The following is a 25,600-nucleotide window of genomic DNA, read 5'->3' on the forward strand; positions in this document are numbered from 1 at the left end:
GTTCCGGGTGATCAAGCGGCAGTTCGGCTACATGAAGGTGCGCTACCGCGGCATCGCGAAGAACGCGGCCCAGGTGCTGACGCTGTTTGCGCTGTCGAATCTGTGGATGGTGCGCCGGCAGTTGATGCCGGCGACAGGGTTGGTGCGCCTGTAAGGCGGGGAAACCCGCCTGAAAGCGCCGGAAACGGCGCGTATACAGGGCATTGGAACGGCATTCGAGACAAAAATCTGCCTTGGAAGGCCGGGATCGAGGCGTCAGGGCGGGTTGTTCAGACCTTCCCTAAGCGCCAAGACCGTCAACACCCACAAGACTCGCCTGTTCGAAAAGCTGGGCATTCGCGACACCATCGCACTGGCCCGGCTGGTCAGCCAGTACGGTCTGGCCGATCCGTCCCAGGCTGTGAACTGAGGTGCTCGCCGACGGGATGCCGCAGGTCGCGCCGGGCGCTGGCCCGGCCGATCCGGTGAGGTCGAGATCGGCCGGGGCGGGCGCGCAGATCAGGCGTTCTGACGCGGCTGCGGCTGTTCCGGAGCCGGCGCAGTGTCTGTCGGCGCAGCGTCCTGCGTGGCACCTTCCGAAGGCAGCGGCAGCACCACCGGGGCGGCGGCCACCGCCGTGGTCATGTCGTCAACCGGGGCGCTCTGGGGTGCCGTCACCGCGGCGACCGCGGGCGTGGTTTCCTCAGCCGTTGTCGCGGCGGTCTCCGCCGGTGTGGCTGCGGCGGAAGGTGCAGACGCAGCCTCGCTGGGTGCGGGCATGTCCGTGGCCACCGGGATCGCCGAGACGGGCGCGACCGTCGGTGCGGGCGGGGTGGCCGTGACGGCATCCGCCGGCGGCAGCGTGGGCTGCGGGTCGGCCGGCTGTGGCGGCGTTGAGAGACTGATGGCTGCGGCGACAGTGGCAGATGCGCTCGGATCGGACGCGGCTGGGGCGGGCGTCGGGGACGGAGTCGGCGCAGAGGCAGGTGTTGCGACGCTGGCCGCAGGTGCGGGGATATCGTCGAACTCGAACTCCGGCTGCGGGCTGTCGTTGCCCACCACTTCATCCAGCGCCTCGTCGTGTTCGAGCGCGCCGTCGATTTGTGCGTTGGCCTCGGTGGCACCACCGCGCCGGCGGCGGCGTCCGCCGCGACGGCCACGCCGCCGCTTGCTGCCAGCGTCGCTGGTGGCCGACGTATCGCCAGCGGGTGCGCTGGTGTCCGGTGTGGCCGCAATCTGCTCGGCCGGCGCTGCTGCGTCGGTCGCCACGGCCGGGCTTGCGGCGGGGGCCGCTGACGGGGCAGCGGTGGTCACGGCTGGAGATGTGGCGGCTGCCGGGGCCACGGGCGCTGGTTGCGGCCGGGCAGGTTTTGCGACGGGCGTCTGTGGCCGTTGCTCTTGCGGCGGCTTCTCCGGTCGAGGCGCAGGCTGAGCCTGCGTCTGCTTGGATTGCACCGGGGCCGGGCGGTCCTGCTTCTGTGGCTTGGGCGCTTCGGTCGCGGGTTTTTGTTTCTGACGCTGCGCTGCGTCGCTGCGCTCCTCGCGCGGACGCGCGTCATTGCCATTGCCCGGGTGCTTGCCCTGCCGGCCATCGCGTCCGCCGCGCCGCGGGCCGCCTTGTGGCGCGTCCGCGGCGGGAGGTGCTGGCGGCGTGGCAGGCGTCGGCGTGGACGGGCTGGTCTGGGCGCCAAACAGCCGACGCAGCCAGCCGAGCACACCGCCCTCGCTGGAGGAGGTCGGTTGCGGCGGGTTGAACGCTGGCGCTGCGTGTTCGCTGACGGCCGCCGTGGTCTGGGCGTCTTGTGGCATCGGCTTGGGTTCGCGCAAGGGCGCCGGCTGGGCCGGTTTGACCTTGGTCACCGCCGGCGGCGGGATGTTCAGCTGGGCCTTGGTCAGCGGAATGGTATTGAGCTTGCGCGGGGTGCCGCGCTGATAACTGGGCTTGCTGGTTTCTTCGTCCAGCTCGTTCTTGCGGATCCGGGTGACTTCGTAGTGCGGGCTTTGCAGCTGCTCGTCGGCGACGATGATGATGGGCGTGTCGTGGCGTAGCTCGATTTCCCGCAGCGCGCCGCGCTTCTCGTTGAGCAGGAAGTTGGCGATGTCCACCGGGGCCTGCACCAGCACCTGCCCGGTGTTGTCCTTCATCGCGTGTTCCTCGGCGACGCGGATGATCGACAGCGACAGCGATTCCACGCTGCGCATGCGGCCATGGCCGTTGCAGCGCGGGCAGACGATCTGGCTGGATTCCCCAAGGCTGTTGCGCAGGCGCTGGCGGCTCATCTCGAGCAGGCCGAAGCGGCTGATGCGGCCGATCTGCACGCGCGCGCGGTCGTATTTGAGCGCGTTCTGCAGGCGATTTTCGACTTCGCGCTGGTGCTTGGGGCTGGACATGTCGATGAAGTCGATCACGATCAGTCCGCCAAGGTCGCGCAGGCGTAGCTGGCGCGCGATTTCGTCGGCCGCTTCGAGATTGGTATTGAACGCGGTTTCCTCGATGTCGCTGCCCTTGGTGGCGCGCGCCGAGTTGACGTCGATGGCGGTCAGCGCCTCGGTCTGATCGATCACCAGCGCGCCGCCGGAGGGCAGGCGCACGGTGCGTTCGTAGGCGCTTTCGATCTGCGATTCGATCTGGAAGCGGTTGAACAGCGGGATGTCGTCGGTGTAATGCTTGAGCTTGCGCAGGTTGTGGGGCATGACCTGCTCGACGAACTCGCGCGCTTCGGCGTACATCTCCGGGGTATCGACGAGAATCTCGCCGATATCGCTGCGCATGTAGTCACGCAGGGCGCGCACGATCAGGCGCGACTCCTGGTAAATCAGGAATGGTGCCGGTTTGGACAGGGCGGCCTCGGCAATGGCTCGCCAGATGCTGAGCAGGTAATCCAGATCCCACTGCAGCTCTTCGGCATCGCGGCCGACGCCAGCGGTGCGGATGATCACCCCCATGTCGTCGGGGATGTTCAGGGATTCCAGCGCCCGCTTCAGCTCGGCGCGGTCATCGCCCTCGATCCGCCGTGAGACGCCGCCGGCGCTGGGCGAGTTGGGCATCAGCACCATGTAGCGGCCGGCCAGCGAGATGAACGTGGTCAGGGCGGCCCCCTTGTTGCCGCGCTCTTCCTTGTCCACCTGCACCACCACTTCCTGACCTTCGCGCAGCAGTTCCTTGATGCTGGCCTTGCTTGGATCGACCCCGGCCTGGAAGTAGTCGCGCGAGATCTCCTTCAGCGGCAGAAACCCATGCCGCTCGGCGCCGTAATCGACGAAGGCGGCTTCCAGCGAAGGTTCGAGCCGGGTGATGCGGCCCTTGTAAATGTTGGATTTCTTGTTGTCGCGGGCGGGTTGTTCGATGTCGATGTCGTACAGGGTCTGTCCGTCGACGATGGCCACACGCAGTTCTTCCGCCTGGGTGGCATTGATGAGCATTCGCTTCATTGTGCGTTCCTTGAGCACTGCCGCACTCCGGGGAGTGCGGCGCGGAACGCCAGGCGGGGGCTTGCCTTCTGGATACCGCAGGCGCGCGGTTGCGCACTGGGCGCAGACCCGGGCGGCTCTCTCGTTGTCCAGCGCTGCCACACCACGGCATACCGCGGGAGCGCTCGTTTTCCTTAAAAACTGTTACGGGGCCGGCGACCGCCGCCGCGCACCCCGAAGGATGGTTGGCGCGTCGCACGGGACGTTGTTCAACGGGTACCGTCACGGCAGGGCCGGCAATGGGCAGGTTTGCCGCGCAGCCGTTAACATGTCCGCCCCGAGGGCGGTGGCAACGTCACTGCGGCGGGCTTCGTCAGGCAGGCCGGCTTTCGGCCGGAGGGCGGCAGGGCCGCCTGTCACTCCCTGCGAAATCAAACCCTTGCATCGCACGCCGAGTGTAGCAGATCGCCCCCGATGACACAGCCAGCCGTTCCCCCTGTCAGTGGTGCCCGTGTGGTGCAGGTCCCCGAGGATCGCGCCGGTCAGCGGCTGGACAACTTTCTTCTGGGGCACCTCAAGGGTGCGCCGCGCTCGCTGGTGTACAAGCTGGTGCGCAGCGGGCAGGTGCGGGTCAATGGCGGCCGGGCCCGGGCGGAGCGTCGCTTGGACGTCGGTGATGAGGTCAGAATCCCGCCTGTTCGCCTCGAAAGTCAGCAAGATCAGCGACGTTCGCCGCCAAAGGGAATGTTGGCGGCGCTCGAGGCGGCGATCGTGTTCGAGGATGCCCGTCTGCTCGCCATCAACAAACCCGCCGGGATTGCCAGCCACGGTGGCAGCGGGGTGTCATTCGGGGTGATCGAGGGGTTGCGGGCGCTGCGGCCTGGCGCGACGCTGGAACTGGTGCACCGGCTCGACCGCGACACCTCGGGCCTGATGGTGATCGCCAAGAAGCGCGCCGCATTGACCGAACTGCAGCGCTTGTTGCGCGAAGATCACGGTGCCGGCATCGAAAAGCGCTACCTGGCGCTGCTGGTGGGGCGGTTGCCAGACGGTACCCTGAGCGTGGATGCGCCGCTCCACGTGGGTCTGCGCCAGGGCGGCGAGCGGCATGTGCAGGTCAATCCGGCCGGCAAGCCCTCGCTGAGCCACTTCAAGGTGCTGGAGCGGCGCGGTGGGCAGAGTTACTGCGAAGTCCGCATCGACACCGGGCGCACCCACCAGATCCGTGTGCATGCACAGCACATTGGCCACCCCGTCGCAGGCGACGACAAGTACGGCGACGCAGCGGCCAATAAACGGTTGCGCGAGCAGGCGGGGCTGAAGCGGCTGTTCCTGCATGCCGCCTCGCTGGAGTTTGCGCTGGATGGCGGCAAAACGCCGTATCTGCTGAATGCCCCGCTGGTGCCGGAGTTGATCGAGGTGCTGGATCGGCTGCGGTAACTTAGGGCGCGTCAGTCAGCCAAAAGATCCGTTTTGGCGGCGCAGATGAAGTCGTTTTCGCTCAGGCCACCGACATCGTGGGTGGACCAGCGCACCACACAGCGATCGTAGTGCACCGACAGATCGGGGTGGTGGTTTTCCCGGTTGGCCATGTGGGCCAGCGCGTTGACGAAGGACATCGTCCGGTAGTAGTCCGGGAAGTGGAAGGTTCGGCTCAGGGCGTGGCCGTTTTCGACCAGCGTCCAGCCGGGCACTTCGGGCAGCAGCTCGCGGATGCTGGCTTCGGTCAGCCGGTGCTCGTGGCCCCGGCGCGGGACGCAGCGGGCTTGGGCGAGAGGGATGAGGTCGGCCATGGCGGGTGTCCAGCAGAGTAAAGACATGAACGGATCTGCCGCGCCGTGTGGCGGGGCGCAATCCAGAAGCGTTTGCGCGTCTAGAATAGCCCGATGATCCGGATAACCGAAGCCGCACAAGCGCATTTTCGCAAGCTCATCGCCCGGGAAGGGCTGCCTGGTCTGGGCGTTCGTCTGGCGGCCTTGCAGCCGGGGACGCCGCATGCCGACGTGCGATTGGAGTTTGCCGGGCCTGATGATCTGCAAGGCGACGAGTGGGCGATCGACTGCGAGGGCTTCACCTTGTGGCTGGATGCGCCCAGTGCGCCGTATCTGGAGGGGGCGGAGATCGATTACGCCACCCATGCCACCGGCGGGCAGTTGCAGATCCGCGCGCCTGCCATCAAGGGACGTGCGCCTGCGCCGTCGGCGCCGCTGGCCGAGCGGGTGCGCTGGGTGATCGAGCGCGACATCAATCCGCAACTGGCCATGCACAAGGGCCATGTCTCGTTGGTCGAAGTCACCGCGGACGGTGTGGCGGTGCTCAGCTTTGGTGGTGGTTGTCATGGCTGCAGCATGGTCGATGTCACCCTCAAGCAGGGCGTGGAAAAAACCCTGCGCGAACAGGTGCCGGATCTAGCCGGCGTGCGCGATGTCACCGACCACGCCAGCGGCAGCGCGCCTTACTTGCCGCGCGGGAACGCCTGACGGAGCGCGGCGCGGGTGACGACGGCCGCCGACGTCATCGCAGCGTTGCACCAGCGCCGGCAGGCGCAGGCCGGGCATGTCGTGCCGCCGGGGACGTTTCCGCCGGGTTGGCAGGACTGGTTCGATGCCCAGCCAGCGGTCGATCGCGCCCAGGCCTGCGCCCAGATCGAGGCCTGTGTGGATGGCCTGGCACAGCGCCCCCTGCCGCCGCGGCGCGGGCGCTGGAATGCGCCGTTCTTCCGGCTGTTGCAGTGGCGGGCGCCGCATGATCCGCGCGTTGACCGGCGCTGGCGGATCACGGCATTGGTGCTCGACCTGCTGCTGCACATCCTCATGCTGGGGATGCTGGTGTGGTTGCTGTATCTGCGTTTCCTGGTGCTGCCGCCGACCGAGGACGACGGCGGGCAGGTGGTGCAGGTGGAGTTCATCGGGCGTGGTAACGCCGTTGCGGGCGGCGGTGCGGTGGCCACCGCCGGGGCAGCGGCGGCGACGGCGGGGAAGAATCAAGCCCGGCAGGCTCAGGCCACGCCCGCTGCCGGTGGTACCGCGCAGACGGCGTTGACCGCGCCGACGCCGCCTCCCGCGGCCACGCTGCCGCTGCAAGCAGACACGCCGGCCCGTCTGCCGGTGCCGGCCGAGCCGGAGGCGGCGCAGCCGGTCCAGGTCAGCAATGTGCCGCAGCCCGAGCCCGACCATTTCCAGTTGCCGCCGCCGCGTCCGCTGGCAGCGCCGGTGCGGGCACCTCAGTTACGCGAGGTGCCGGTGCGTGCGGCGGTCGAATCGATTCCGGATCGCCCGGTCTTGCAGGTGCAAACCCTGACCCACGTCGAACGCGCACTGCCATTGCGGGTGCCGGAGGTGTCGAGCCAGGTGCAGGCGATCGAGACGTTTACCCCGGAGCCAGGCCTGCTGGCGCGTGAGCGGGCGGCGCCTGAGCGTGCCTTACCGCTGCGTGCGGCGCCGGTGCGTGCCCAGGTGCAGGCGCTGCCATTGCCGCCGGAGTCTGCCCGCACGCCGGACACCAGCGCGGCGGGCACAGCCTCGGCGGCCGCGGGTGAGCAGGCTCAGGCGGGTCGCAGCAATGGGGGGCAGGCCTCGGCTGCGACCGGTGCCGGGGTGGTGCAATCCGGCACTGGCGCAGGTGCGCAGGCCGCCAGTCCCGGCGGGCAAGGTGTGGTAGCGCGTGGTCAGGGGGCCGGCCCCGGCGTGAAGTCGGCGCCGGGCGGCTGGCCGGGTGCGGCTGCCAGCGATGATTGGGGTGCCTCCCGTCGCACCGTTGCCGGCACTGGCACCGGCACGGGCGAAGCGGGGCGTGCCGGGCAGGGTGCGGGGCATTCGGGGCTGTTCAATCCGGATGGCAGCCCGCGCCTGCCCGATGACTGGGTCAAGGGCAAGCGGGTTGATCTGGATCGTGCCGGCACCTGGCTCAAACGGCCAGGGATGGAATACCGCGGTACCCGCTTCGACAAGTATTGGATCCCGGACGGCACGCTGCTGGAGGAATGGGTGCGGCGCGGCATCAAGGAACTGTCGATTCCGATTCCCGGTACCGGGCTTGAGCTCAAATGCGTGGTTTCGCTGCTGCAGTTTGGCGGCGGCTGTATTCCGGTCGATCCGAATGCCAATGAGCAGCCTGCCACCGGACGACCGGCGCCGAACATCCCGTTCAAGCCGGAGTTGCAGGAAGACAACGGCAGCGTGCGGCCGCAGACCGGTCAGCCCTGACGAACGGGCACGGCCTGCTCTGCCAACCGATGACGCCTTCGCATTTCCCCAGCGCGTGTGGGGTGCGTCTGGGGTGCCCAGGGTTGCCGTTAGCCGGGGGCGGTGTCGGGGCGTGCCAGGGTCTGCACCATCTGCGGGATCAGCGCGGCATCGTCTGCGCCGGAGGGCGGGGTCAGCTCCGCCAGCAGCACCCCGCGCTCGGCCGCATCGTCTTCATCCAACCCATCCAGCGCCACGAAACCGGCGTCCAGCAGGGCCGCGCGGGCGCTGTCCACGCTGTCATACGGCAGGGTGTGGCCGGCAGCATCGAGGATCTCGGCGGTGCCGGCTTCGCGCTCGCGCAGACGCGCCCAGACCACGGTGCGTCCGAGGATGGCCAGCCACCAGTCCGGTGTGTGTGTGTCTGTCATGCCAAGGCCTGTCCAATCATCCAAAGCAATCCGCCTATGGCTACCCCGCCCAGAATGACCAGCAGCGAGATCCGGGCGGGTGTGGCCAGCCCGGACAGGTTGCGATCCGGTGTGGTGCGGTAACCGGCCCGCAGCAACCACCACAGCGCCGCCGGCTTGAGGAAGGCCCCCGGGCCGAGCTGGGCTTGGAGCGCCGGGTGGCGGTCGCGGATGTGCACCAGTGCCAGTGGCCAGAAGATGACGAGGGCGGTGGCGCCGGCGATGGCGATGGCAAATGCGGTCAGGGCCAGAAACAGAATCAGGTCGGCATCCATGGGGATCGATCAGAACTCGGCATGACCGGGCGCGCGGGGGTAGGGGATCGCGTCACGGATGTTGGACAGCCCGCAGACGTACACCACCAGCCGCTCGAAGCCCAGCCCGAACCCGGCGTGCGGCACCGTGCCGTAACGCCGCAGGTCGCGGTACCAGGCGTACTGTTCGGGATCTAGGCCGAACTGCGCCATGCGCCGATCCAGCATGTCCAGCCGCTCTTCGCGCTGGCTGCCGCCGATGATCTCGCCAATGCCCGGAGCCAGCACGTCCATCGCCGCCACGGTTTTGCCGTCGTCGTTCAAGCGCATGTAGAACGCTTTGATGTGCTCGGGGTAGTTCATCACCACCACCGGCCGCCCCACGTGCTCCTCGGTCAGCCAGCGCTCGTGCTCGGTTTGCAGGTCCAGCCCCCATTCCACCGGGAAGTCGAACGTCTTGCCCGACTTCTGCAGCAGGGTGATGGCGTCGGAGTAGTCGATGCGCTCGAAGGGCGCGTTGATAAACGCCTCCAGCCGGGTGATCACGTCCTTCTGCACGCGCTCGGCGAGGAAGCCCATGTCGTCCCCACGCTCGTTCAGTACCGCCCGGAACAGGTACTTCAGAAAATCCTCGGCCAGGTTGGCGTCGTCGTTGAGATCGGCAAACGCGATCTCCGGCTCGATCATCCAGAACTCGGCCAGGTGGCGGGTGGTATTGCTGTTTTCGGCGCGGAAGGTGGGGCCGAAGGTGTACACCTTGCTCATGCTCAGGCAAAACGCCTCGACGTTGAGCTGGCCGGACACCGTCAGGAAGGTTTCCTTGCCGAAGAAATCGCGCGAGAAGTCCACCGCGCCATCGGGTGTACGCGGCAGGTTGGCGAAATCCAGGGTGGACACCCGGAACATCTGGCCGGCGCCTTCGGCATCGGACGTGGTGATGATCGGTGTCGAAATCCAGTAGAAGCCGCGCTCATGGAAGAAGCGGTGCACGGCCTGCGCCAAACAGTGACGGATTCGGGTGACAGCGCCGAATAGGTTGGTGCGCGGGCGCAGGTGGGCGTACTCGCGCAGGTATTCCAGTGAGTGCGCCTTGGGCTGCATGGGGTAGGTGAGCGGGTCGTCCACCCAGCCGACCACGTCGATCGTCGTTGCCTGCACCTCGAAGGCCTGGCCCTGGCCCTGCGACTTCACCAGCGTGCCGGTGGCGATGATCGCGCAGCCGGTGGTCAGATGCTTCACCTCAGACTCGTAGTTGGGCAGGCTGGCCGGGGCCACCACCTGGATCGGAGCAAAACAGGAGCCGTCGCTGAGGTGGATGAAAGACAGCCCGGCTTTGGAGTCGCGGCGGGTGCGCACCCAGCCGCGCACGGTGACCTGGCCGCCTTCGGGGACGTGCCCGGCCAGAGCCTGGGCCACGGAGAGGGTCGTCATCTTGAAATCCTGCGTTGCAAGCCTGAAATAGAACGTGCAGTTTACCGGAGCTACAATCCTGCCATGGCCATTACCCTCTCACCCGCTGCGCGCGAACGCATCCGCAGCTATCTCAATGCCGATCCCGCCGCCCTTGGGCTGCGCTTTGGGGTGACCCGCAGCGGCTGTTCCGGCTGGAGCTACAAGGTGGACATGGCGCGCACCCAGGCGCCCGATGACCATGTGTTCGAAGACGGCGACATCCGCATTTTCGTGGATGCCGACAGCCTGCCGCAGGTGGACGGCACCTGCATCGACTTCGTCAAGCAGGGCGTCAACGAGCAGTTCACCTTCGACAATCCCAACGTCACCGGCGGCTGCGGCTGCGGCAGCAGCTTCACCACCCGGGACGACATCGCCGGCTGAGCCCGCGCTGCCCGGGTTTGCGGGCGCGCCGTAGATTCCGCATAATAGTCGGCTCCCGTTTACGGGAGCCCTGCCCGAACGCGCCCGTCCGTCTGGACGCGGTGGCTGAGGGCTGTCCGGCGGGTTACGCCTGCCGCCATCCACAAGGAAACTGCACCATGCGTCATTACGAAATCGTGTTTCTGGTCCACCCTGACCAGAGTGAGCAGGTCCCGGCCATGATCGAGCGCTACAAGGGCGTGATCGAGGCCGGCAACGGTAAGGTTCACCGCCTGGAGGACTGGGGCCGTCGTCAGCTGGCCTATCCGATCCAGCATCTGGTCAAGGCCCATTACGTGCTGATGAACGTCGAAGTCGGTCAGGACGTGCTGGATGAATTGGTCAACACCTTCCGCTTCAACGACGCGATCCTGCGCCATCTGGTGATCCGCCGCGATGAGGCCATCACCGAGCCGTCGCTGATCATGAAGAGCAAGGACGACAAGGGCGACAAGTCCGAGCGCCGCCGCCGCGACGACGACAGCGACAACGCCATCGGCACCGCCGATGTCGATGTCATCGAAGCCGCGTAATCGCCGTCTCCAGAGGAAACTGCCATGTCCAAGTTCTTCCGCCGTCGCAAGTTCTGCAAGTTCACCGCCGAGGGTGTCACCGAGATCGACTACAAGGATCTGGCCACCCTGCGCCAGTACCTGACCGAGACCGGCAAGATCGTGCCCAGCCGCATCACCGGCACCAAGTCCAAGTACCAGCGTCAGCTGGCGACCGCCATCAAGCGGGCCCGCTTCCTGGCGTTGATCCCGTACACGGACAACCACCACATCTGATCTGGCGCGGGGCCGGCGCCTTGCGTTCCGGCCCTTCCTGCCCCCGTCCATTCGGACAGCACACGTTGCAGGCATTGGCCTGCTAACGAATACGGAGCAACCTCATGAAACTGATCCTCCTGCAAAAGGTCACCAACCTCGGTGGTCTGGGTGACCTGGTCACCGTCAAGCCCGGCTATGGCCGTAACTATCTGGTGCCGCAGGGCAAGGCGGTGCCCGCCACCCCGGCCAACATCGCCGAGTTCGAGGCCCGGCGTGCCGAGTACGAAGCCAAGGCGGCCGAGCTGCTGGCGGCCGCCCAGGCCCGTCAGGCCAAGCTGGCCGATGCCAGCGTGACCGTGAGCGCCAATGCCTCGACCGAAGGCAAGCTGTATGGCTCGGTCGGCCCGCGTGAAATCGCCGAAGCGCTGACCCGCCAGTTGGGCGTGGAAGTGCACAAGTCGGAAGTGGTGATGGGCGAGGGCCCGATTCGCCACACCGGCGAGTTCGAGGTCGGTGTGCACCTGCATGCCGATGTCGATGCCACCGTCAAGGTGGTGGTGGTGCCGGAAGCCGCCTGAGCAAAACGGTTGGCTGTTCCTGCGACGGGCGCCGCAAGGCGCCCGTTTGCGTTCGACGGTCGTCGCAGCCGGTGAGACGCTCACCGGTTATCCACAGGCTTATCTGCAACGATTTTCCGCAGGGGCGACTAGGATGCCTGCTTCCATGCCACCACAATGCGCATCGGTTCGCCGTGACGGACCGGTGGGGGAGTGACGCAGTCGATGAGTGCCAAGTCAGGGCTACGCCCGGATGCCGGGTCGCACAGCCGCAGTGACCACAACATCGAGCAACTGCGGGTGCCGCCGCAGTCGATCGAGGCCGAACAGGCGGTGCTGGGCGGCCTGATGCTGGATCCGAGCGCGTTCGACCGGGTTGCCGACCAGCTGGTGGAAGAGGATTTCTATCGCCGCGACCATCGTCTGATCTATCGCGCGATCCGCGAGCTGGTGGAGAAAAACCGGCCCTGCGATGCGGTGACGGTGGGCGAATGGTTCGATGCCCAGGGCCTGTCCGAGCAGGTGGCCGGTGGCGCCTATCTGGTGGAACTGGCGGCCAGCACGCCGAGCGCCGCCAACATCCGCGCCTATGCCGACATCGTCCGGGACAAGGCGGTTCAGCGGCGCCTGATCGAGGTCGGCACCCAGATCGTCAATGACGGCTATCAGCCGGAAGGGCGCGATTCCAGCGAACTGCTGGCCAAGGCCGAGCAGGCGGTGTTTGCGATTGCCGAGGGACATGCCCGCACCAAGCGCGATTTTGTGCCGGTCAAGACCGCGCTGCGCGAGGCGTTCGAGGTGCTGCAGCGGCGTTCGGAAAGCGGCAGCGGCGTGACCGGGCTGCCGACCGGATACGAAGAATTCGACAGGATGACGGCCGGTCTGCAGCCCACCGATCTGATCATCCTGGCCGCGCGTCCCGCAATGGGCAAGACCACGTTTGCCCTCAACATCGCCGAGTATGCCGCGCTCAAATCAAAGAAGGCGGTGGCGATCTTCTCGATGGAAATGTCGGCCGAGCAGTTGGCCATGCGGCTGATTTCCTCGCTGGGCCGGGTCAATGCCCAACGCTTGAAGACCGGCGACCTGGCGGATGAGGACTGGAGCCGTGTCACCGGGGCGATCGCCCAGCTCAGCAGCATCAAGATTTTCATCGACGACACCCCGGCACTGTCGCCCGAGGTGCTGCGCGCCAAGGCGCGCCGGCTCAAGCGCGAACATGATCTTGGCCTGGTGGTGATCGATTACCTGCAGCTGATGCAGGTGCCGGGCAACAAGGAAAACCGCGCCACCGAGATCTCCGAGATCAGTCGCTCGCTCAAGGCCCTGGCCAAGGAGCTGAACGTGCCGGTGATCGCCCTGTCGCAGCTCAACCGCTCGCTGGAAACCCGCACCGACAAGCGCCCGGTGATGGCCGACCTGCGCGAATCCGGCGCGATCGAGCAGGACGCCGACATGATCGTGTTCATCTACCGCGACGAGTACTACAACCGCGAGAACTCGCCGGACAAGGGGCTGGCCGAAATCATCATCGGCAAGCACCGCAATGGCGAGGTGGGTCACTTCAAGCTCAAGTTCTTCGGTGAGTACACCCGCTTCGACAATCTGGCCCACGATGCCGTGGGCCGCTACGAGGGGTGAGGCTGGCGTGAGCGATCCGATGCAGCAGCGTCCAACCCGGATCGTGGTCGATCTGGATGCGCTGGCCGGTAATCTGTGTGCGATCCGCGCGCATGTCGGCGTGCCGGTGATGGCCATCGTCAAGGCCAATGCCTATGGTCACGGGCTGGTGCCGGTCGCGCGGCATTTGCAGCAGCAGGGGGTCGGGCAGTTTGGCGTGGCCTTTGTCGAGGAGGGGATCACGTTGCGCCGGGCCGGCATCGACGCGCCGATCCTGGTGCTGGGTGGGATCCTCGGTCGTCAGGCAGCGCAGCTGATTCAGCACGATCTGGAAATCACCGTCTCCTCGCTCGACAAGCTGCGGCAGGTGGAGGCCGCGGCGGAGGCGCTGGGCCGCAAGGCCGTCATCCATCTCAAGATCGACACCGGGATGGAGCGGATCGGTGTGCACAGCTATTCGTGCGGGCCGCTGATCGAAGCCGCGGTGGCATCGCGCTGGTGCCAGATCAAGGGCATCTACTCGCATCTTGCCTGTGCGGACGATCCGGCCTCGCCCATGACCGCATTGCAACTGGAACGCTTTCACGACGCGTGCGCGCACTTCGAGCGTCTCAGCGTGCCCATGCCGATCCGCCATCTGGCCAATTCCGGTGGCGTGCTGCATTTCCCGGCGACCTGGCTGGACATGGTGCGCCCGGGCATCCTGTTGTATGGCGTGCTGCCCGATCCTGCGGCGCAGCGCAACGTCCCGGTGGTGCCGGTGCTGTCGCTGATTTCGCAAGTGGTCTATTTCAAGGTGGTGCGCGCCGGCAATCCGGTCAGCTATGGCGCCACCTGGGCACCGCCGCAGGATACCCGGGTCATCACCATCCCGCTGGGGTATGGCGATGGCTGGCCGCGCGCGCTGTCCAATCGCGGCGAGGTGCTGGTGCGTGGGCAGCGCCGTCCGATCGTCGGCCGCATCTGCATGGATCAGTTCATGGTCGATCTCGGCCCCGACGGGACTGCCTATAACGGCGATGATGTGGTGCTGATCGGATGCCAGGGCGGGCAGTGCATCCGGGTCGAAGACGTGGCGGTGCAGGCCGACACCATTGGCTACGAAATCCTCACCCGCCTCAATGAGCGCATCCCGCGCGAATACATCCAGCGTAGTGCGGGGCCGGCGGTCTGAGAACCTGAGTCAACGCGTTGACCGCCTGCAGGCGGCATGTTTCACTGCCGGCAAGCTTGGGGAGAGCGGTCATGGCCAGTTCGCAATCACGTCCAAAACCCTCCGCGCCTGCGCCGCGTCGGCGCCCGAAGCGTGAACCGATGTCGCGCGTCGATACCGCCTGGCTGCGCATGGAGCGGCCGACCAACCCGATGATGATCACCGGCGTGCTGATGTTTGCCGAGCCGATGTCGCTGGCGCGGCTCAAGGCGGTGATTCGACAGCGCTTTCTGGCCTATTCCCGGTTTCGGCAAAAACCGGTGGAGGGGGCAACCGGTGCGCAGTGGGTGGAGGACGAGACGTTCGATCTGGACTGGCACGTCCAGCTGGCTGCATTGCCGGGCCGAACCGGCAAGGCGGCAGAAAAGCGCGCCCTGGAACGGTTCGTCAGCCAGCTGGCCTCCACGCCGCTGGACCCGGATCGGCCGATGTGGCAGTTCCATCTAGTCGAGCGCTATCAGGGTGGGTCGGCGCTGGTGGCGCGCATCCACCATTGCTATGCCGATGGCATTGCGCTGGTGCAGGTGTTGCTCTCGCTCACCGATACCAGCCGCGAGCCTTCCGACGCTTCACGTCTGGACAAAGCCTGGCTCAAGCACGAGGCGGCGCCGGTGGCGCGCCGGGTGGGCGCGATGGAGCGCTACATGAAGCTGGGCGGCAAGGCGCTGGAGCAGGGCATGGCGATGATGCAGGACCCGTCGCTGGCGACCTTGCTGGCCCGAGAGGGCGGCGAGATCGCCCGCGAGTTGGCGCATGCGCTGGCCTTGCGTGACGACCCGCCTTCGCTGCTGCGCGGCCGCTTGGGGGTCAGCAAGCGGGTGGCATGGGCCGAGCCGCTGCCGCTGGAGGAGGTCAAGGCGGTCGGCCGCGCCTGCGGCTGCACCGTCAATGACGTGTTGATGGCGGCGGCCGCTGGCGCGCTGCGCAGCTATATGCGCGAACGCGGCGAGGCGCTCGATGGCCTGAGTCTGCGTGCCACCGTGCCGGTGAACCTGCGCCCGCTGGAGCACGCCAAAAAGCTGGGCAACCATTTCGGGCTGGTGTTCCTCGATCTTCCCGTGGGCGAGGCCAACCCACTGCGCAGGCTGGAACGGGTGGCCGACTGCATGCGCCAGCTCAAGCAATCCAGGCAGGCGATGGTGGCCTACGGGTTGCTGGCGGCGCTGGGGATCGCCCCGGAGCCGGTGCAGGCGCTGGCGCTGGAGCTGTTCAGTCGCAAGGCCAGCCTGGTGGCCACCAATGTCCCCGGCCCGCAGCAGCCCCTGTATCTGGCGGGCTGCGAGCTGAGCGAGATCATGTTCTGGGTGCCGCAGACTGGCTCGATCGGGATCGGCCTGTCGATCCTGAGCTATCGCGGCCGGGTGCACTTCGGGCTGATTGCCGATGCCCGCCTCATTCCCGACCCGGATGCAGTGGTGCGCCGTTTCGGCGAAGAATTCGACAAGCTGGTGTATCTGGCCCTGATGGCAGACTGGTCGCAGCCGTTGGATGCCCACGCCGCCGAAGCCGTGCTGCTGGAAGCCGCCGACGCATAGCGCGTGCGTTCCCGGCCGCTGCGCGGAACGGGGCGATCGCATGGCAGGGCCTACGCCTTGGGAGCGATCCTGACCGTCGGGCGGGGTAGATGTCGTGTGTCACCGACCCGCGTTCGGTTGGCGCTCAGCTTTGCCCTTGTGAAACCGCCTGCCGCCCCTATACTGCATACCGTCGGCGACATCGACAGTCCCGGGGGTGCACTGGCTTCGACGGGGGTTGCGAAATCGCACGGCGCATGCCGAGGGGGCAGCTTTCCTCGTAAATCCAGCGGCAAACAATCAGACGCCAACGACGACGTCTACGCTCTGGCCGCTTAAGGCCTAGCCCCGAACCCACACGTGCCCGTGCATGTGGATGTAGGGTCACTCACACGGGATGGATGCCGGCGGCGACCCGTCAACCGGCATCGAGACTCAAGCGGGTATGAGTGCCGGTGTGCTTCGCACGGTGTGTTGCCGGCACTCGAGATCAAACACCGAGCTAAGCATGTAGTGCCGGGCATGGAGTGCCTTCGGACGGCGGTTCGATTCCGCCCACCTCCACCATTTACCCAAGGCCAACCCTTATCGGTTGGCCTTTTTTCTTGCGCGTTCCCCGCGTGTTGGCGCGTGTTCACGGCGTGATCTTGCGGACGCAGCCTTTGAGCTCGGACCGCCTTCGCCCCTCACGGCCTCTCTGTTCTCTGTTTTTCGCTCAGTGTCCGTGGAGGACTCCGGGGACCTGTACGTGCTCCATCAAGGACTTAGCGGCGCCGGTTGCAGTCGGCAACTGCCCGGCGGCGGCGACCGAGAGAGATCGTCAGGCCGCAAAAAGGCCGCCCGAAGGCGGCGGCGATGTGATGACAGGGCCCGTCAGGGCATCGAGGCCAGCACCCGGATCTGCTCGGCCCAGCCATAGGGCCACGGGCGCCCCAGCAGTCGCTCGACGGGGAGTTCGGGGGTGGCGGCGAGGCGCTCCACCAACTCGGGGGCCAGCAGGGTCAGCCGCATAAGGCGATGGACCTGCGAGACGTCCATCCCCTCGGCTTTGGCGATCTCGGCCGCCGAGGCAACCCTTCCCTCAGTGAGCAGCCGCTGCCAGTGGTGCGCCAGCCCAAGCGCTCGCAGGAGAGCGGTGTCCGGGATCTCGGTGCGCACGGGAGCGGCCCAGGTCGAGTGCGCCTCGACGGCCGTCCGGACCCCAGGTGGTGGGATCACCGCGCGCCGGGTGCCACGCTGGACGAGCCGCCAGGGCACGAAGGTTTCCAGTTTCACGCCGCCCGCCGGCGTCGGCAGTTTCTGGGTGACCGGCGCTCCCTCGATGCGTCCCCGGTGCTTCGTGCTCACGCTTTCTCCTCGAAGCGCCGCACGATCTCGCGCTGGGCCGCCCAGTCCACCGGCAGCGGGTGGCGCTGGAACCAGATCAGGCTCATCCGGCGTGGCTGCCGCCCGGCCATCAGCATCTCGACGATGTCGGGCGCGAGCAGCGTCAGGCGCAGCAGCTCGTTGACCACCGAGTGGTGCAGCCCTTCGGCACGCGCGATGGCCGAGCCGCTGGGCATCGCGCCGCTGTCCAGCAGCCGTTGCCAGTGGAAGGCCCGCGCCATCCCTTCGATGAGCGTGCTGTCGTGCGCGTCCCGGTCCTCGGCCTGGTGCTGAACCAGCCGGCGCACGCCGCGCCGCCGCAGGGTCAGCGGCACGAAGGTCTCGAGCGTCCCGTCCTTCATGCCTCGACCTCCAGCAGCTCGGCGCCGATGCTCCTGGGCGCGAACTCGCCGATCAAGGCGTCCCAGCCCAGTTCGCGCCACTTCACCCGGATGCCCTGCATCTCGTCGGTGTGGACGAGATCGATGCGCTCGATCATCAGGTTGGCGATGCGGTGCTGCTCAACCGGGAAGAGCTGATCCCACACGTCGTTGAGGCGGCCCATCGCCATCACGACCGTGGCCTCGTCGATCGGTGCGCCCTGGCGTTGGATGTGGCGCACGACGGCGGCGATGGATTCGGGGCTGGTCAGCACGGTGCGGATCTGGGCCACGACCGCCGCCTCGATCTCCCCGGCGGGCAGGCGCTCGTAACTCTTGCCCGGCGCGCCGAAGCGACTCTCGGACTTGGAGACGTAGTAGTGATACTTGCGTCCGTTTTTGCGCGAGTAGGTCGGGTACATGCGTTCGCCCGAAGGGGCATAGAGCAGTCCCCGTAGCAAGGCGTCGGTGCGTGACCGGATCTTGGTCTCCACAGAGCGCGCGTGGCTGTCGCGGGCCAGCACCGCGTGAACCTGGTCCCACAGCTGGCGTTCGATGATCGGCTCGTGCACGCCGGGGTACCACTGGCCCCGGCTCGACAACTCCCCGAGGTAGATGCGGTTGCGCAGCACCTTGTGGATGTACTTCTTGTCGATGCGCGTGCCGGTCCGCACCCGCCCGTCCTGCGTCGTCCACGCCTTGGTCGTGATGCCCTCGGCAGTCAGTCGAGCAGCGATCTGGGTCGGCGAGCCGATTGAGAGCATCTCCTCGAAGATGCGGCGCACCACGGCCGCCTCGGCTTTGTTGATGACCAGTTGCCGGTTCGCCACGTCGTAGCCCAGTGGCGGCACGCCGCCCATCCACAGCCCCTTCTTCTTGGCCGCGGCGATCTTGTCGCGGATGCGCTCACCGGTGACCTCGCGCTCGAACTGGGCGAAGGACAGCAGGATGTTGAGCGTGAGCCGCCCCATCGAGGTCGTGGTGTTGAATTGCTGGGTCACCGAGACGAAGGACACGCCCTGGCGCTCGAACACCTCGACCATCTTGGAGAAGTCGGCGAGGCTCCTCGTCAGGCGGTCGATCTTGTAGACCACCACGATGTCGATCAGCCCGCGCTGGATATCGGCCATCAGGCGCTTCAAGGCCGGGCGCTCGGTGTTGCCGCCGGAGTAGCCGGGGTCGTCGTAGTCGTCGGCCACCGCAATCCATCCCTCGGCGCGCTGGCTGGCGATGAAGGCGTGCCCGGCTTCCTTTTGCGCATCGATGGAGTTGAACTCCTGGTCGAGCCGCTCGTCCGACGACACCCGGCAGTAGACCGCGCAGCGTTTGCGCGCCTTAGTGGAGGCGATTTCCGTCATCAGGCACCTCCTTTCAGGCCGAAGAACAGCGGGCCGCTCCAATGCTGGCCGGTGATGTGCCGAGCCACCGCCGTCAAGCTCTTGAAGGTGTGGCCCTCGTACTCGAAATGGCCCTCGGCATTGACCGTCACCCGATGCTCGCGCTCGCCCCATTCGCGCAGCAGCACGGTGCCCGGTGCGAAGTCGAACTTGCGCGGGCGCGCGCGCAGTTTGATCTTGGAGTGCTTCGCGCCGATGGCCTCAAGGCGCTGGCGCGTTTCGGGTGCGAGTCCGCCGAAGGCTTCTTCCTGCAGCTTATAGGCGATGCGGGATTCGACGTGCGTTCGATTCGGATGTTTGGGCCGGCGTTCGAAGTACCGGTCCCAGATGACCCAGAGCTCGGCCATGGGCAGGTGGCCCAGTTCGGCGATCCGCGCCGCGACGGAAGCTTGTTTCTCGTTCATCACAACTTCTCCTGTTGAGAGGGGGTTGTATGAACGCGCTGGTCGGGCAAGAAGCCAAGGCGAACCGCGCTCTGTTCCAGCCCGGAAGACCCGAGGGTACGGACGATGGCGGCCGCAAGGATGGTGGTGATTTCGCCAGCACGGGCGCTGGCGCTCATCTCTGCCGGAGATGCAAGTTCGAGGTTTGTCATGACGGCTCCAGGGAATCGAAACCGTCACGGATGATGTGCGCAGATTTCCGAAGCGGATCGCAACGCCGATCAATCGGCGCGGCGCGCTGACGCCTCAACGGCGGTCAGACGTCTTCGGTGACTGCTTCGATCGCAGCGCTGCGCGTGTCGCTGTCATCGACGACCACTCGATCGAGTGGGGTCAGCTTCAGCTGCCACGCCCGCGTGCCTGGGACCCTTTCGAGATAGTCGCGCCAGGGCGAGTGCTTGCCGGTGAAGAGGTTGGCCGGAGACGTGCAGCCCGTGCCGGCCATCAGCGCCTTCGTGTTGACGTGGGGCGTTCCTGCGGCCCAGGCCTCCACCAGCCGCTGCAAGACGGCGATCCTTGCTTTGCCCGTGACCCGCCACGGCGCCTTGCCCGGAAGGTACAGCGTCGCCGCGTGACCATCGGGGGCGACCTTGAGCGTCACCGTCGACCCGCCCATGGCCGCCAGTTGCCCGTGGCGATAGGCCACCTTCAGCCGGTCCAGGTCGATGGCGCTGCCGTTGCCCGCATCGGCGAGCACATCCTCGATGGGAATGACGACATTGGTGCCGGCGAATGGCAGCGGCGTCGAGGTCGTCGTCAACACCACGCCCGCCACCGGGCGCGGACGAAGCCTCAGCGCAGCGTCGACTTTCGCGTACGCGCGCTCGTGGGACATCCTGGAGGCGAAGTACAGCGCCACGGCATGGCCGTCGATGTCGATCTCGCCAAGGAACACCGGCTCGTCGTCGAAGTGCCGACTGCGGGGTCCTTTCAAGGCCGATCCCAGCGCCGTGATCAATTCCTCGCGCAACCAGTCCAGCTGCACCTTCCAGCGCCGGGCGAGACGGGCCGGCATGACCACGTCGTTGCCCGTCAGAGGATCGCGGTAGCGCACGGTGTCGGCATCGGCGCAGCGTTCGAGCACCACCTTCATCGGCTCGCCTTCGTCGACGGGGACCGACAGCTCGGCGATGCGCTCGCCTTCGATGAGGATGCCTTCGTCCTGCAGCCGCTCGATGTCGATGCCGAGCTTATGCAGTGCGAAGCCGTCCATCGGGCTGCTGGCGCTCTCCAGAAGCCGGGCCACCTGCGCGATCAGACTCGGATCGTCCCGCCCGCAGCCCGGGTGCAGCGGTTTGCGCACCCCCAGGGCCTCGAGCAGTTGCATCCCGGCGCGGCGCAGGCGTTGGTCTTTCTCGCCAGCCAGGCTGCAGCGACCGGGCTCGGCCAGCACGATGGCCAGCGGGGTGGCCGCCGTCTCCCCCTCGAACACCAGTTCGGCCACCAGGGTCACACCGAGCAAGGCACCAGGCTGCGCGAAGGGGTGGTTGCCCCAGCGCTCGTCGATCACCTCGTGCAGTTCTGCGCCGCTGTCGATGTGCAGCGTGACGGCGTCCGTGGCATGCCCAAGCAAAGCCTTGGCTTCGGTCAGATACAGCCGCTCGATGCGGCCCCCGTCGATGCGCGGCTTGGTGTCCTTCAGTGGCCGCGCAAAGCGCGACAGGTCGTAGCGCGAGCGGTCCAGCGGACGGTTCGACAAGGGGGCCTTGAAGCCGTGCCGGGACAGCACGTTGGCCAGCGGCGCACGGGTGCCCAGCGTCGGGGCAAAGACTTCGACGAGCCCACGATGAGGCGCGTAGATGAGGGTGGCGTCGCGCGCCGGGAAGTAGAAGAAGCTCTTGCGCTGGCGGTTGCGCATCTCCACCGCGGCCACCTGATCGCCGGCGAAACGCACCACGAGGTAGTGCGTCGTCTGGGTCTGGCCTTGCCGGTTCGGCTCCTCCATGGCCACGTGGATGACCTCGCAGGGCTCGGCCAGCCGCATCGCCTCGGTGAGTTGCGCTTCCAGCCGGTCCTTGACCTCATCGTTCCACAGGAAGGGCGGCGCCTCGCCAGGCACGTCGAACGCGTCGTGCAGGCGTTTGAGCCCCTTCAGGTCCTGGGTGTTGACGATGGACTCGGCAGTGTCGAAGAGCTTGATCGAGGCCTCGCTGTGCGTGCGCATCCACACCGCGCGACCGACCTCGCCGCCTTCTTGCGCACGAAACCGTGCGAGCAGGTCCTCGTCGTAGAGCTGCTCGGCGACGGTGGCGAGGATGGCGGCCCCGCGCACGGTGCTCAGGCGCAGCACCCGCAAGGCTTCGCGCTCGGCCGGATCGCGCTGCTCCTTGCGCAGGTGCTTGATGTGCTCGATGAGGGCAGCGCTCAGCCCCTCGTCGGGCTGCGTCCAGTCGAACCCGCGCTGCAGCCCCAGGCACTCGGGTAAACCGGCAAACGAGCGTAGGACCGCAGGGGGGGCCTGCTCGGTCAGTTCCAGCAGACAATGTGCGTTGGTCAGGGTCTTCTTGCCCATGCTCCCTCCGATACAGCGCGAAGCGGTCCCTCACATGGCCATGACCCATGGGCGCATCACCGCCACCGATTGCGTCAGCCCCTGCGCCAGCAGGGTGTCCAGGTAGTCGTCCGCCGACTTGGGCGGGTTCTTCAGATTGCGGCGGTGGCGGGCGACTGCTTCGAGCACGCCGGCCGGGTGCAGATCCAGCAGATCGACGATGAAGTCGTCCGGATGCTGCGCCGCGAGGTTGTAGGGCTTGAGCGCCTCGGGCGGGAAGTCCTTGAGGTTGAAGGTCACGATGAGGCTGGCGCCGGCGTGGATGGCGGCCGCCACCACATGGCGGTCGCTGGGGTCGGGCAACTCGATCGAGGCAATCAGGTACTCGAAGCCGGTGACCAGGCAGTCGCGGACGTGGGCGTTCATCAGCCGCCGCGTGCGCTCGAGCTGTTCGACCGAGAGATCGGGACGGCTGGCCAGCACGTGGCGCATCCACTCGTCGTGAATCATGTCGCTCCAGCGCGCCCGGTACAGGTCCGACAGCGCCAGATGCATCAGCAGGTCGCGCAGGGGCGCGGGATAGAGCACGCAGGCGTCGTAGACGACGGTGAAGTGCGAGCTCATCCGCTCAGTACCCCATGCCGAGTTCCTGGGCCTGCGCGGCCAGTTCGTCGAGGGCCTTGCGGCGCTCGGCATCGATCCGGTGCTTGTAGGCGATCACGTCCTGGTAGCGCACCCGACGATGCGTGCCGATCTTGTGGAACGGGATCTCGCCTTTTTCCAGCAACTGCACGAGGAAGGGCCGCGAGACGTTGAGCAGGTCGGCCGCTTCCTGCGTGGTCAGTTCGGCGTGGATGGGGATGACGGTGACGGCATTGCCCTGGCCGATCTCGGTCAGCACGTCCAGCAGCAACCGCAGCGCCGTCGTCGGCAGCGTCACTGAGCGCACGGCGCCCTTGTCGTCGTGGAAGTCGATCTGCTGGGTCTCGGCGCGCGTTTGCAGCACCGTCGAGAGCACGCGCCCGGATTCCCGAGCCAGCGCGACGTCCTCGGCCGAGGGCAGCGCATTGGGGATGGTGGGGGTCGTCATGGGGCTCTCCTGGTCGGATCGGATGCGATAGGGGTCATTGTAAACGAAACAAACGAAATCGCAATAACCGAAAAGACATTGTTCTAACCATACAAATCAAAGACTTAAGGCGCATGCCTGGCTCGCCACCGGTCGGGCCGCGCCCCGTGATCGCCTAAAAAGCACTCGCCCAAGCCCAAAGCGCCGGGCAATTCAATGAGGGCTCCCAAACAGAAGGAGCCCCGCCATGCAGAAACACCCTGCATCTGTTCGATCCACCCGGAACTTCTATCCGGCACCACCCGAAGGCACGACGCCGGTCGCGCTCAACGAGTTCGAACTCGCCGCCCGCTGGCGACTGTCCGTCCACACCCTGCGCCGCTGGCGGCAGGAGCAGCTGGGCCCGGTCTTTTGCAAGCTGGGCGCACGCGTCACCTACCTGATCAGCGACGTCGAGGCCTTCGAGCGGCGCGTCTCGCGCTACTCGACGTCCGCTCGGGCGTACCAGTGAGGGGGCGGCCATGAGCGACCTCACTCTCTACCCCGCCGACATCGCCGCGATGTCCGTCGGCCAGCTGGCCGCGCTGCCGCCCGCCCAGAAGGCGGAGATCAGCCGCAACCTCGACGAAGCGCTCGCCTGGCTCAAGCAGGCCCGCGCCAAGTTCGACGCTGCGCTGGAGGCCGCCTACGGCGAGCAGGCCCGCGCCGCACGCCTCGAGGCGGGCAAGGACTTCGGCGTCGTGCACCTGAAGGACGGGCTGCTTCGCATCACGGTCGATGTCCCGAAGCGCGTGTCCTGGGACCAGGCGCAACTGGCGGCGATTGCCCGGCGCATCGTTGCCGCCGGCGAGCGCGTCGAGGACTACCTGGACGTCGAGTACTCGGTTTCCGAGTCCCGTTTCAACAACTGGCCGCCCGCCTTGCGCGCCGGGTTCGAGGCCGCCCGCACCGTCAAGCCCGGCAAGCCCACGTTCCGGCTGGCCCTCGTCTCGGAGGAGTGATCCATGAGCACCGAACTGATCCCGTTTGATTTCGAAGGCCGTCCGGTCCGGGTCGTCACGGATGCCCAAGGCGAACCGTGGTTCGTCGCGGCGGATGTGTGCGCGGTTCTTGAACTGCCGAACACCACCCGCGCCTTGGCGCGACTGGACCCTGACGAGCAAGCCCTGATCTCAATTCAGGGCATCTCGCGCGGCAATGACCAGGTCAACGTCGTCAACGAGCCCGGCCTCTACAGCCTGGTGCTGGGTAGCCGCAAGCGCGAGGCCAAGCACTTCAAGCGCTGGGTGACACACGAGGTGCTGCCGGCGATCCGCAAGACGGGCAGCTACACGGCGCCAAGTGCACGCCCGACCCTGCCGGCACCCACCCAGGACCGCGTCGCCGCTCTGCTGCTGATCGGCGAGGCCGTGGCCAAGGTGCCGGGGGTCAAACCCGGCATCGCGATGGCGGCCACGCTCACCTGCATCCAGGAGAACACGGGCTTGGCGGTCGAGACGCTGCGCCGCGCCCTTCCTGCCAGGGACACTGCCGCGAACGAGGCGATCTGCTCGCTCAACGCCACCCAGCTCGGCAGGCTGCTCGGCCTGTCGGCCAAGGCCACCAACCAGCGTCTGGCCCACCACGGCCTGCAGTTGCGCAACGAACGCGACGAGTGGGAACTGACCGAGGCCGGCGAGGCCTGGGCCGAGGCGATGCCGTACTCCCGCAACGGGCACAGCGGCTACCAGATCCTCTGGAACCCCGCCGTCGCTGAAGTGCTGAAGGAGGTGGCGTGATGGCCCTTCCCATCATCACCGCCGATGAGCGCCTCGCCGAGAAGCAGGGCGTCAAGCTCGTGCTGCTGGGCAAGAGCGGCATCGGCAAGACCAGCCAGTTGAAGACCCTGCCCGAAGCCTCGACCCTGTTCGTCGACCTCGAGGCTGGCGACTTGGCCGTCAAGGACTGGCGCGGCGACTGCGTGCGCCCGACCACCTGGCCGGAGTTCCGCGATCTCGTGGTGTTCCTGGCCGGCCCGAACCCGGCGCTGCCTGCGGATGCGCCGTTCTCCGAGGCGCACTACCGGCACGTGTGCGAGCGCTACGGCGATCCCGGTCAACTCGCCAAGTACGACACCTACTTCGTCGACTCGATCACCGTGCTCGCGCGCCTCGCCCTGATCTGGGCCAAGACCCAGCCGCAGGCCTACAGCGAGCGCACCGGCAAGCCCGACACCCGGGGCGCCTACGGCCTGCTCGGCTCGGAACTGATCGGGGCGCTGACCCATCTGCAGCACGCGCGCGGCAAGCACGTCGTGTTCGTGGCCATCCTCGACGAGCGCCTGGACGACTTCAACCGCAAGGTGTTCGTGCCGCAGATCGAGGGCGCCAAGACCGCAGCCGAGTTGCCCGGCATCGTCGATGAAGTCGTCACCTTGGCCGAGATCAAGGCCGAGGACGGCAGCGCCTACCGCGCCTTCGTCACCCACACCCTGAACCCCTACGGCTATCCGGCCAAGGACCGAAGCGGCCAGCTCGAGTTGCTGGAGCCGCCGAACCTGCGCGCGCTGATCGACAAGTGCGCCGCTGCCACCCGCATCCCGCCATCCCCCACTGCATCCCAGGAGTAA

General features: G+C 66.9%; 27 protein-coding genes, 1 other RNA gene and 2 pseudogenes. 17 read left to right on the top strand and 13 right to left on the bottom strand.

Annotated elements, in window-relative coordinates; genetic code table 11:
• Both BUA29_RS12020 and BUA29_RS12435 read left to right on the top strand, forming a co-directional pair.
• Positions 1 to 154, top strand: a pseudogene (locus BUA29_RS12020) (IS5-like element IS1646 family transposase); the annotation flags it as partial.
• A gap of 117 nt (positions 155 to 271) precedes the next feature.
• Positions 272 to 409 (top strand): annotated as a pseudogene (locus BUA29_RS12435) (LuxR C-terminal-related transcriptional regulator); the annotation flags it as partial.
• A gap of 89 nt (positions 410 to 498) precedes the next feature.
• Here the strand turns inward: BUA29_RS12435 and BUA29_RS08305 are convergent.
• A complete protein-coding gene (locus BUA29_RS08305) occupies positions 499 to 3,411 on the bottom strand; it encodes an Rne/Rng family ribonuclease (RefSeq protein ID WP_084602417.1) in 2,913 nt (970 codons plus the stop codon).
• A 453-nt stretch (positions 3,412 to 3,864) separates the two neighbouring features.
• Between BUA29_RS08305 and BUA29_RS08310 the strand changes: the two genes are divergently transcribed.
• Positions 3,865 to 4,830, top strand: a complete 966-nt coding sequence (locus BUA29_RS08310; protein ID WP_072756133.1) for an RluA family pseudouridine synthase — start codon at positions 3,865 to 3,867, stop codon at positions 4,828 to 4,830.
• Between the two features lie 11 nt (positions 4,831 to 4,841).
• On the opposite strand, the gene BUA29_RS08315 is transcribed toward BUA29_RS08310, so the two are convergent.
• Positions 4,842 to 5,183: a 4a-hydroxytetrahydrobiopterin dehydratase gene (locus BUA29_RS08315; protein WP_072756134.1), complete on the bottom strand. Its 342-nt coding sequence runs from the start codon at positions 5,181 to 5,183 to the stop codon at positions 4,842 to 4,844.
• A gap of 93 nt (positions 5,184 to 5,276) precedes the next feature.
• Between BUA29_RS08315 and BUA29_RS08320 the strand changes: the two genes are divergently transcribed.
• Both BUA29_RS08320 and BUA29_RS08325 read left to right on the top strand, forming a co-directional pair.
• Positions 5,277 to 5,870, top strand: coding sequence for an NfuA family Fe-S biogenesis protein (locus BUA29_RS08320; RefSeq protein ID WP_072756135.1), 594 nt, complete (start codon positions 5,277 to 5,279; stop codon positions 5,868 to 5,870).
• A 15-nt stretch (positions 5,871 to 5,885) separates the two neighbouring features.
• Positions 5,886 to 7,595 (top strand): hypothetical protein, encoded by a 1,710-nt coding sequence (locus tag BUA29_RS08325; RefSeq protein ID WP_072756136.1) that lies wholly within the window; start codon positions 5,886 to 5,888, stop codon positions 7,593 to 7,595.
• Positions 7,596 to 7,684: 89 nt separating this feature from the next.
• Here BUA29_RS08325 and BUA29_RS08330 read toward each other — a convergent pair whose 3' ends face one another.
• Genes BUA29_RS08330 through asnS form a run of 3 tightly spaced genes read right to left on the bottom strand, consistent with a single transcriptional unit; the run spans position 7,685 to position 9,729 of the window.
• Complete coding sequence (locus BUA29_RS08330; RefSeq protein WP_072756137.1) at positions 7,685 to 8,005, bottom strand: hypothetical protein; 321 nt, start codon at positions 8,003 to 8,005, stop codon at positions 7,685 to 7,687.
• Positions 8,002 to 8,307: a hypothetical protein gene (locus BUA29_RS08335; RefSeq protein WP_072756158.1), complete on the bottom strand. Its 306-nt coding sequence runs from the start codon at positions 8,305 to 8,307 to the stop codon at positions 8,002 to 8,004. The genes BUA29_RS08330 and BUA29_RS08335 overlap by 4 nt, the downstream gene beginning before the upstream one ends.
• A gap of 21 nt (positions 8,308 to 8,328) precedes the next feature.
• Complete coding sequence (gene asnS / locus BUA29_RS08340) at positions 8,329 to 9,729, bottom strand: asparagine--tRNA ligase (RefSeq protein WP_072756138.1); 1,401 nt, start codon at positions 9,727 to 9,729, stop codon at positions 8,329 to 8,331.
• A 63-nt stretch (positions 9,730 to 9,792) separates the two neighbouring features.
• Between asnS and BUA29_RS08345 the strand changes: the two genes are divergently transcribed.
• The 8 genes from BUA29_RS08345 to ssrA all read left to right on the top strand — a co-directional run bounded on the left by BUA29_RS08345 (position 9,793) and on the right by ssrA (position 16,414).
• Positions 9,793 to 10,134, top strand: coding sequence for a HesB/IscA family protein (locus BUA29_RS08345; protein WP_072756139.1), 342 nt, complete (start codon positions 9,793 to 9,795; stop codon positions 10,132 to 10,134).
• 158 nt (positions 10,135 to 10,292) lie between these two features.
• The gene (rpsF, locus tag BUA29_RS08350) at positions 10,293 to 10,706 is read left to right on the top strand and encodes a 30S ribosomal protein S6 (protein WP_072756140.1); all 414 of its coding nucleotides are present in this window, start codon (positions 10,293 to 10,295) and stop codon (positions 10,704 to 10,706) included.
• A 24-nt stretch (positions 10,707 to 10,730) separates the two neighbouring features.
• Positions 10,731 to 10,961: a 30S ribosomal protein S18 gene (rpsR, locus tag BUA29_RS08355; protein WP_072756141.1), complete on the top strand. Its 231-nt coding sequence runs from the start codon at positions 10,731 to 10,733 to the stop codon at positions 10,959 to 10,961.
• 104 nt (positions 10,962 to 11,065) lie between these two features.
• Entirely contained in the window at positions 11,066 to 11,521 is a 456-nt protein-coding gene (gene rplI / locus BUA29_RS08360) for a 50S ribosomal protein L9 (RefSeq protein WP_072756142.1), read from the top strand.
• Between the two features lie 204 nt (positions 11,522 to 11,725).
• Positions 11,726 to 13,141, top strand: coding sequence for a replicative DNA helicase (locus BUA29_RS08365; RefSeq protein WP_072756159.1), 1,416 nt, complete (start codon positions 11,726 to 11,728; stop codon positions 13,139 to 13,141).
• A 19-nt stretch (positions 13,142 to 13,160) separates the two neighbouring features.
• Positions 13,161 to 14,294: an alanine racemase gene (alr, locus tag BUA29_RS08370; RefSeq protein ID WP_072756160.1), complete on the top strand. Its 1,134-nt coding sequence runs from the start codon at positions 13,161 to 13,163 to the stop codon at positions 14,292 to 14,294.
• 140 nt (positions 14,295 to 14,434) lie between these two features.
• A complete protein-coding gene (locus BUA29_RS08375; RefSeq protein ID WP_245770529.1) occupies positions 14,435 to 15,868 on the top strand; it encodes a WS/DGAT/MGAT family O-acyltransferase in 1,434 nt (477 codons plus the stop codon).
• 192 nt (positions 15,869 to 16,060) lie between these two features.
• Positions 16,061 to 16,414, top strand: a transfer-messenger RNA (tmRNA) gene (gene ssrA, locus BUA29_RS08380).
• A gap of 306 nt (positions 16,415 to 16,720) precedes the next feature.
• Here ssrA and BUA29_RS08385 read toward each other — a convergent pair.
• The 8 genes from BUA29_RS08385 to BUA29_RS08420 all read right to left on the bottom strand — a co-directional run bounded on the left by BUA29_RS08385 (position 16,721) and on the right by BUA29_RS08420 (position 23,013).
• Positions 16,721 to 17,194 (bottom strand): hypothetical protein, encoded by a 474-nt coding sequence (locus BUA29_RS08385; RefSeq protein ID WP_004869837.1) that lies wholly within the window; start codon positions 17,192 to 17,194, stop codon positions 16,721 to 16,723.
• A complete protein-coding gene (locus BUA29_RS08390; RefSeq protein ID WP_004869841.1) occupies positions 17,191 to 17,574 on the bottom strand; it encodes a hypothetical protein in 384 nt (127 codons plus the stop codon). Before BUA29_RS08390 ends, BUA29_RS08385 begins: the two co-directional genes overlap by 4 nt.
• The gene (locus BUA29_RS08395; protein ID WP_072756144.1) at positions 17,571 to 18,950 is read right to left on the bottom strand and encodes a recombinase family protein; all 1,380 of its coding nucleotides are present in this window, start codon (positions 18,948 to 18,950) and stop codon (positions 17,571 to 17,573) included. Before BUA29_RS08395 ends, BUA29_RS08390 begins: the two co-directional genes overlap by 4 nt.
• Positions 18,950 to 19,393, bottom strand: a complete 444-nt coding sequence (locus BUA29_RS08400) for a DUF2924 domain-containing protein (RefSeq protein WP_004869845.1) — start codon at positions 19,391 to 19,393, stop codon at positions 18,950 to 18,952. Before BUA29_RS08400 ends, BUA29_RS08395 begins: the two co-directional genes overlap by 1 nt.
• On the bottom strand, positions 19,393 to 19,584 hold the full coding sequence (locus BUA29_RS08405) for a hypothetical protein (RefSeq protein WP_004869848.1): 192 nt from the start codon (positions 19,582 to 19,584) through the stop codon (positions 19,393 to 19,395). The genes BUA29_RS08400 and BUA29_RS08405 overlap by 1 nt, the downstream gene beginning before the upstream one ends.
• A gap of 104 nt (positions 19,585 to 19,688) precedes the next feature.
• Positions 19,689 to 21,944 (bottom strand): hypothetical protein, encoded by a 2,256-nt coding sequence (locus BUA29_RS08410; RefSeq protein WP_072756145.1) that lies wholly within the window; start codon positions 21,942 to 21,944, stop codon positions 19,689 to 19,691.
• Between the two features lie 30 nt (positions 21,945 to 21,974).
• Complete coding sequence (locus tag BUA29_RS08415; protein WP_072756146.1) at positions 21,975 to 22,547, bottom strand: PIN domain-containing protein; 573 nt, start codon at positions 22,545 to 22,547, stop codon at positions 21,975 to 21,977.
• Between the two features lie 4 nt (positions 22,548 to 22,551).
• Entirely contained in the window at positions 22,552 to 23,013 is a 462-nt protein-coding gene (locus BUA29_RS08420) for a helix-turn-helix domain-containing protein (RefSeq protein ID WP_004869856.1), read from the bottom strand.
• 226 nt (positions 23,014 to 23,239) lie between these two features.
• On the opposite strand from BUA29_RS08420, the gene BUA29_RS08425 reads away from it, so the two are divergent.
• Genes BUA29_RS08425 through BUA29_RS08440 form a run of 4 tightly spaced genes read left to right on the top strand, consistent with a single transcriptional unit; the run spans position 23,240 to position 25,600 of the window.
• Complete coding sequence (locus BUA29_RS08425; RefSeq protein WP_072756147.1) at positions 23,240 to 23,503, top strand: MerR family transcriptional regulator; 264 nt, start codon at positions 23,240 to 23,242, stop codon at positions 23,501 to 23,503.
• 10 nt (positions 23,504 to 23,513) lie between these two features.
• Positions 23,514 to 23,993 carry a hypothetical protein gene (locus BUA29_RS08430; RefSeq protein ID WP_072756148.1) on the top strand — a complete coding sequence of 160 codons (480 nt, stop codon included), beginning with the start codon at positions 23,514 to 23,516 and terminating at the stop codon, positions 23,991 to 23,993.
• A gap of 3 nt (positions 23,994 to 23,996) precedes the next feature.
• Positions 23,997 to 24,770, top strand: a complete 774-nt coding sequence (locus tag BUA29_RS08435) for a BRO-N domain-containing protein (protein WP_072756149.1) — start codon at positions 23,997 to 23,999, stop codon at positions 24,768 to 24,770.
• The gene (locus tag BUA29_RS08440) at positions 24,770 to 25,600 is read left to right on the top strand and encodes an ATP-binding protein (RefSeq protein ID WP_072756150.1); all 831 of its coding nucleotides are present in this window, start codon (positions 24,770 to 24,772) and stop codon (positions 25,598 to 25,600) included. Before BUA29_RS08435 ends, BUA29_RS08440 begins: the two co-directional genes overlap by 1 nt.

Origin of the sequence: Thermomonas hydrothermalis (assembly GCF_900129205.1) — a bacterium.
In the GTDB taxonomy this organism is placed as follows: domain Bacteria; phylum Pseudomonadota; class Gammaproteobacteria; order Xanthomonadales; family Xanthomonadaceae; genus Thermomonas; species Thermomonas hydrothermalis.

What these genes read in the sequence shown, in the direction of transcription:
- BUA29_RS08305 (WP_084602417.1), bottom strand. Translation starts at nt 3,411, where the DNA reads ATGAAGCGAATGCTCATCAATGCCACCCAGGCGGAAGAACTGCGTGTG.
- BUA29_RS08310 (WP_072756133.1), top strand. Translation starts at nt 3,865, where the DNA reads ATGACACAGCCAGCCGTTCCCCCTGTCAGTGGTGCCCGTGTGGTGCAG.
- BUA29_RS08315 (WP_072756134.1), bottom strand. Translation starts at nt 5,183, where the DNA reads ATGGCCGACCTCATCCCTCTCGCCCAAGCCCGCTGCGTCCCGCGCCGG.
- BUA29_RS08320 (WP_072756135.1), top strand. Translation starts at nt 5,277, where the DNA reads ATGATCCGGATAACCGAAGCCGCACAAGCGCATTTTCGCAAGCTCATC.
- BUA29_RS08330 (WP_072756137.1), bottom strand. Translation starts at nt 8,005, where the DNA reads ATGACAGACACACACACACCGGACTGGTGGCTGGCCATCCTCGGACGC.
- asnS (WP_072756138.1), bottom strand. Translation starts at nt 9,729, where the DNA reads ATGACGACCCTCTCCGTGGCCCAGGCTCTGGCCGGGCACGTCCCCGAA.
- BUA29_RS08345 (WP_072756139.1), top strand. Translation starts at nt 9,793, where the DNA reads ATGGCCATTACCCTCTCACCCGCTGCGCGCGAACGCATCCGCAGCTAT.
- rpsF (WP_072756140.1), top strand. Translation starts at nt 10,293, where the DNA reads ATGCGTCATTACGAAATCGTGTTTCTGGTCCACCCTGACCAGAGTGAG.
- rpsR (WP_072756141.1), top strand. Translation starts at nt 10,731, where the DNA reads ATGTCCAAGTTCTTCCGCCGTCGCAAGTTCTGCAAGTTCACCGCCGAG.
- rplI (WP_072756142.1), top strand. Translation starts at nt 11,066, where the DNA reads ATGAAACTGATCCTCCTGCAAAAGGTCACCAACCTCGGTGGTCTGGGT.
- BUA29_RS08365 (WP_072756159.1), top strand. Translation starts at nt 11,726, where the DNA reads ATGAGTGCCAAGTCAGGGCTACGCCCGGATGCCGGGTCGCACAGCCGC.
- alr (WP_072756160.1), top strand. Translation starts at nt 13,161, where the DNA reads ATGCAGCAGCGTCCAACCCGGATCGTGGTCGATCTGGATGCGCTGGCC.
- BUA29_RS08375 (WP_245770529.1), top strand. Translation starts at nt 14,435, where the DNA reads ATGTCGCGCGTCGATACCGCCTGGCTGCGCATGGAGCGGCCGACCAAC.
- BUA29_RS08390 (WP_004869841.1), bottom strand. Translation starts at nt 17,574, where the DNA reads ATGAAGGACGGGACGCTCGAGACCTTCGTGCCGCTGACCCTGCGGCGG.
- BUA29_RS08395 (WP_072756144.1), bottom strand. Translation starts at nt 18,950, where the DNA reads ATGACGGAAATCGCCTCCACTAAGGCGCGCAAACGCTGCGCGGTCTAC.
- BUA29_RS08400 (WP_004869845.1), bottom strand. Translation starts at nt 19,393, where the DNA reads ATGAACGAGAAACAAGCTTCCGTCGCGGCGCGGATCGCCGAACTGGGC.
- BUA29_RS08405 (WP_004869848.1), bottom strand. Translation starts at nt 19,584, where the DNA reads ATGACAAACCTCGAACTTGCATCTCCGGCAGAGATGAGCGCCAGCGCC.
- BUA29_RS08410 (WP_072756145.1), bottom strand. Translation starts at nt 21,944, where the DNA reads ATGGGCAAGAAGACCCTGACCAACGCACATTGTCTGCTGGAACTGACC.
- BUA29_RS08415 (WP_072756146.1), bottom strand. Translation starts at nt 22,547, where the DNA reads ATGAGCTCGCACTTCACCGTCGTCTACGACGCCTGCGTGCTCTATCCC.
- BUA29_RS08420 (WP_004869856.1), bottom strand. Translation starts at nt 23,013, where the DNA reads ATGACGACCCCCACCATCCCCAATGCGCTGCCCTCGGCCGAGGACGTC.
- BUA29_RS08425 (WP_072756147.1), top strand. Translation starts at nt 23,240, where the DNA reads ATGCAGAAACACCCTGCATCTGTTCGATCCACCCGGAACTTCTATCCG.
- BUA29_RS08430 (WP_072756148.1), top strand. Translation starts at nt 23,514, where the DNA reads ATGAGCGACCTCACTCTCTACCCCGCCGACATCGCCGCGATGTCCGTC.
- BUA29_RS08435 (WP_072756149.1), top strand. Translation starts at nt 23,997, where the DNA reads ATGAGCACCGAACTGATCCCGTTTGATTTCGAAGGCCGTCCGGTCCGG.
- BUA29_RS08440 (WP_072756150.1), top strand. Translation starts at nt 24,770, where the DNA reads ATGGCCCTTCCCATCATCACCGCCGATGAGCGCCTCGCCGAGAAGCAG.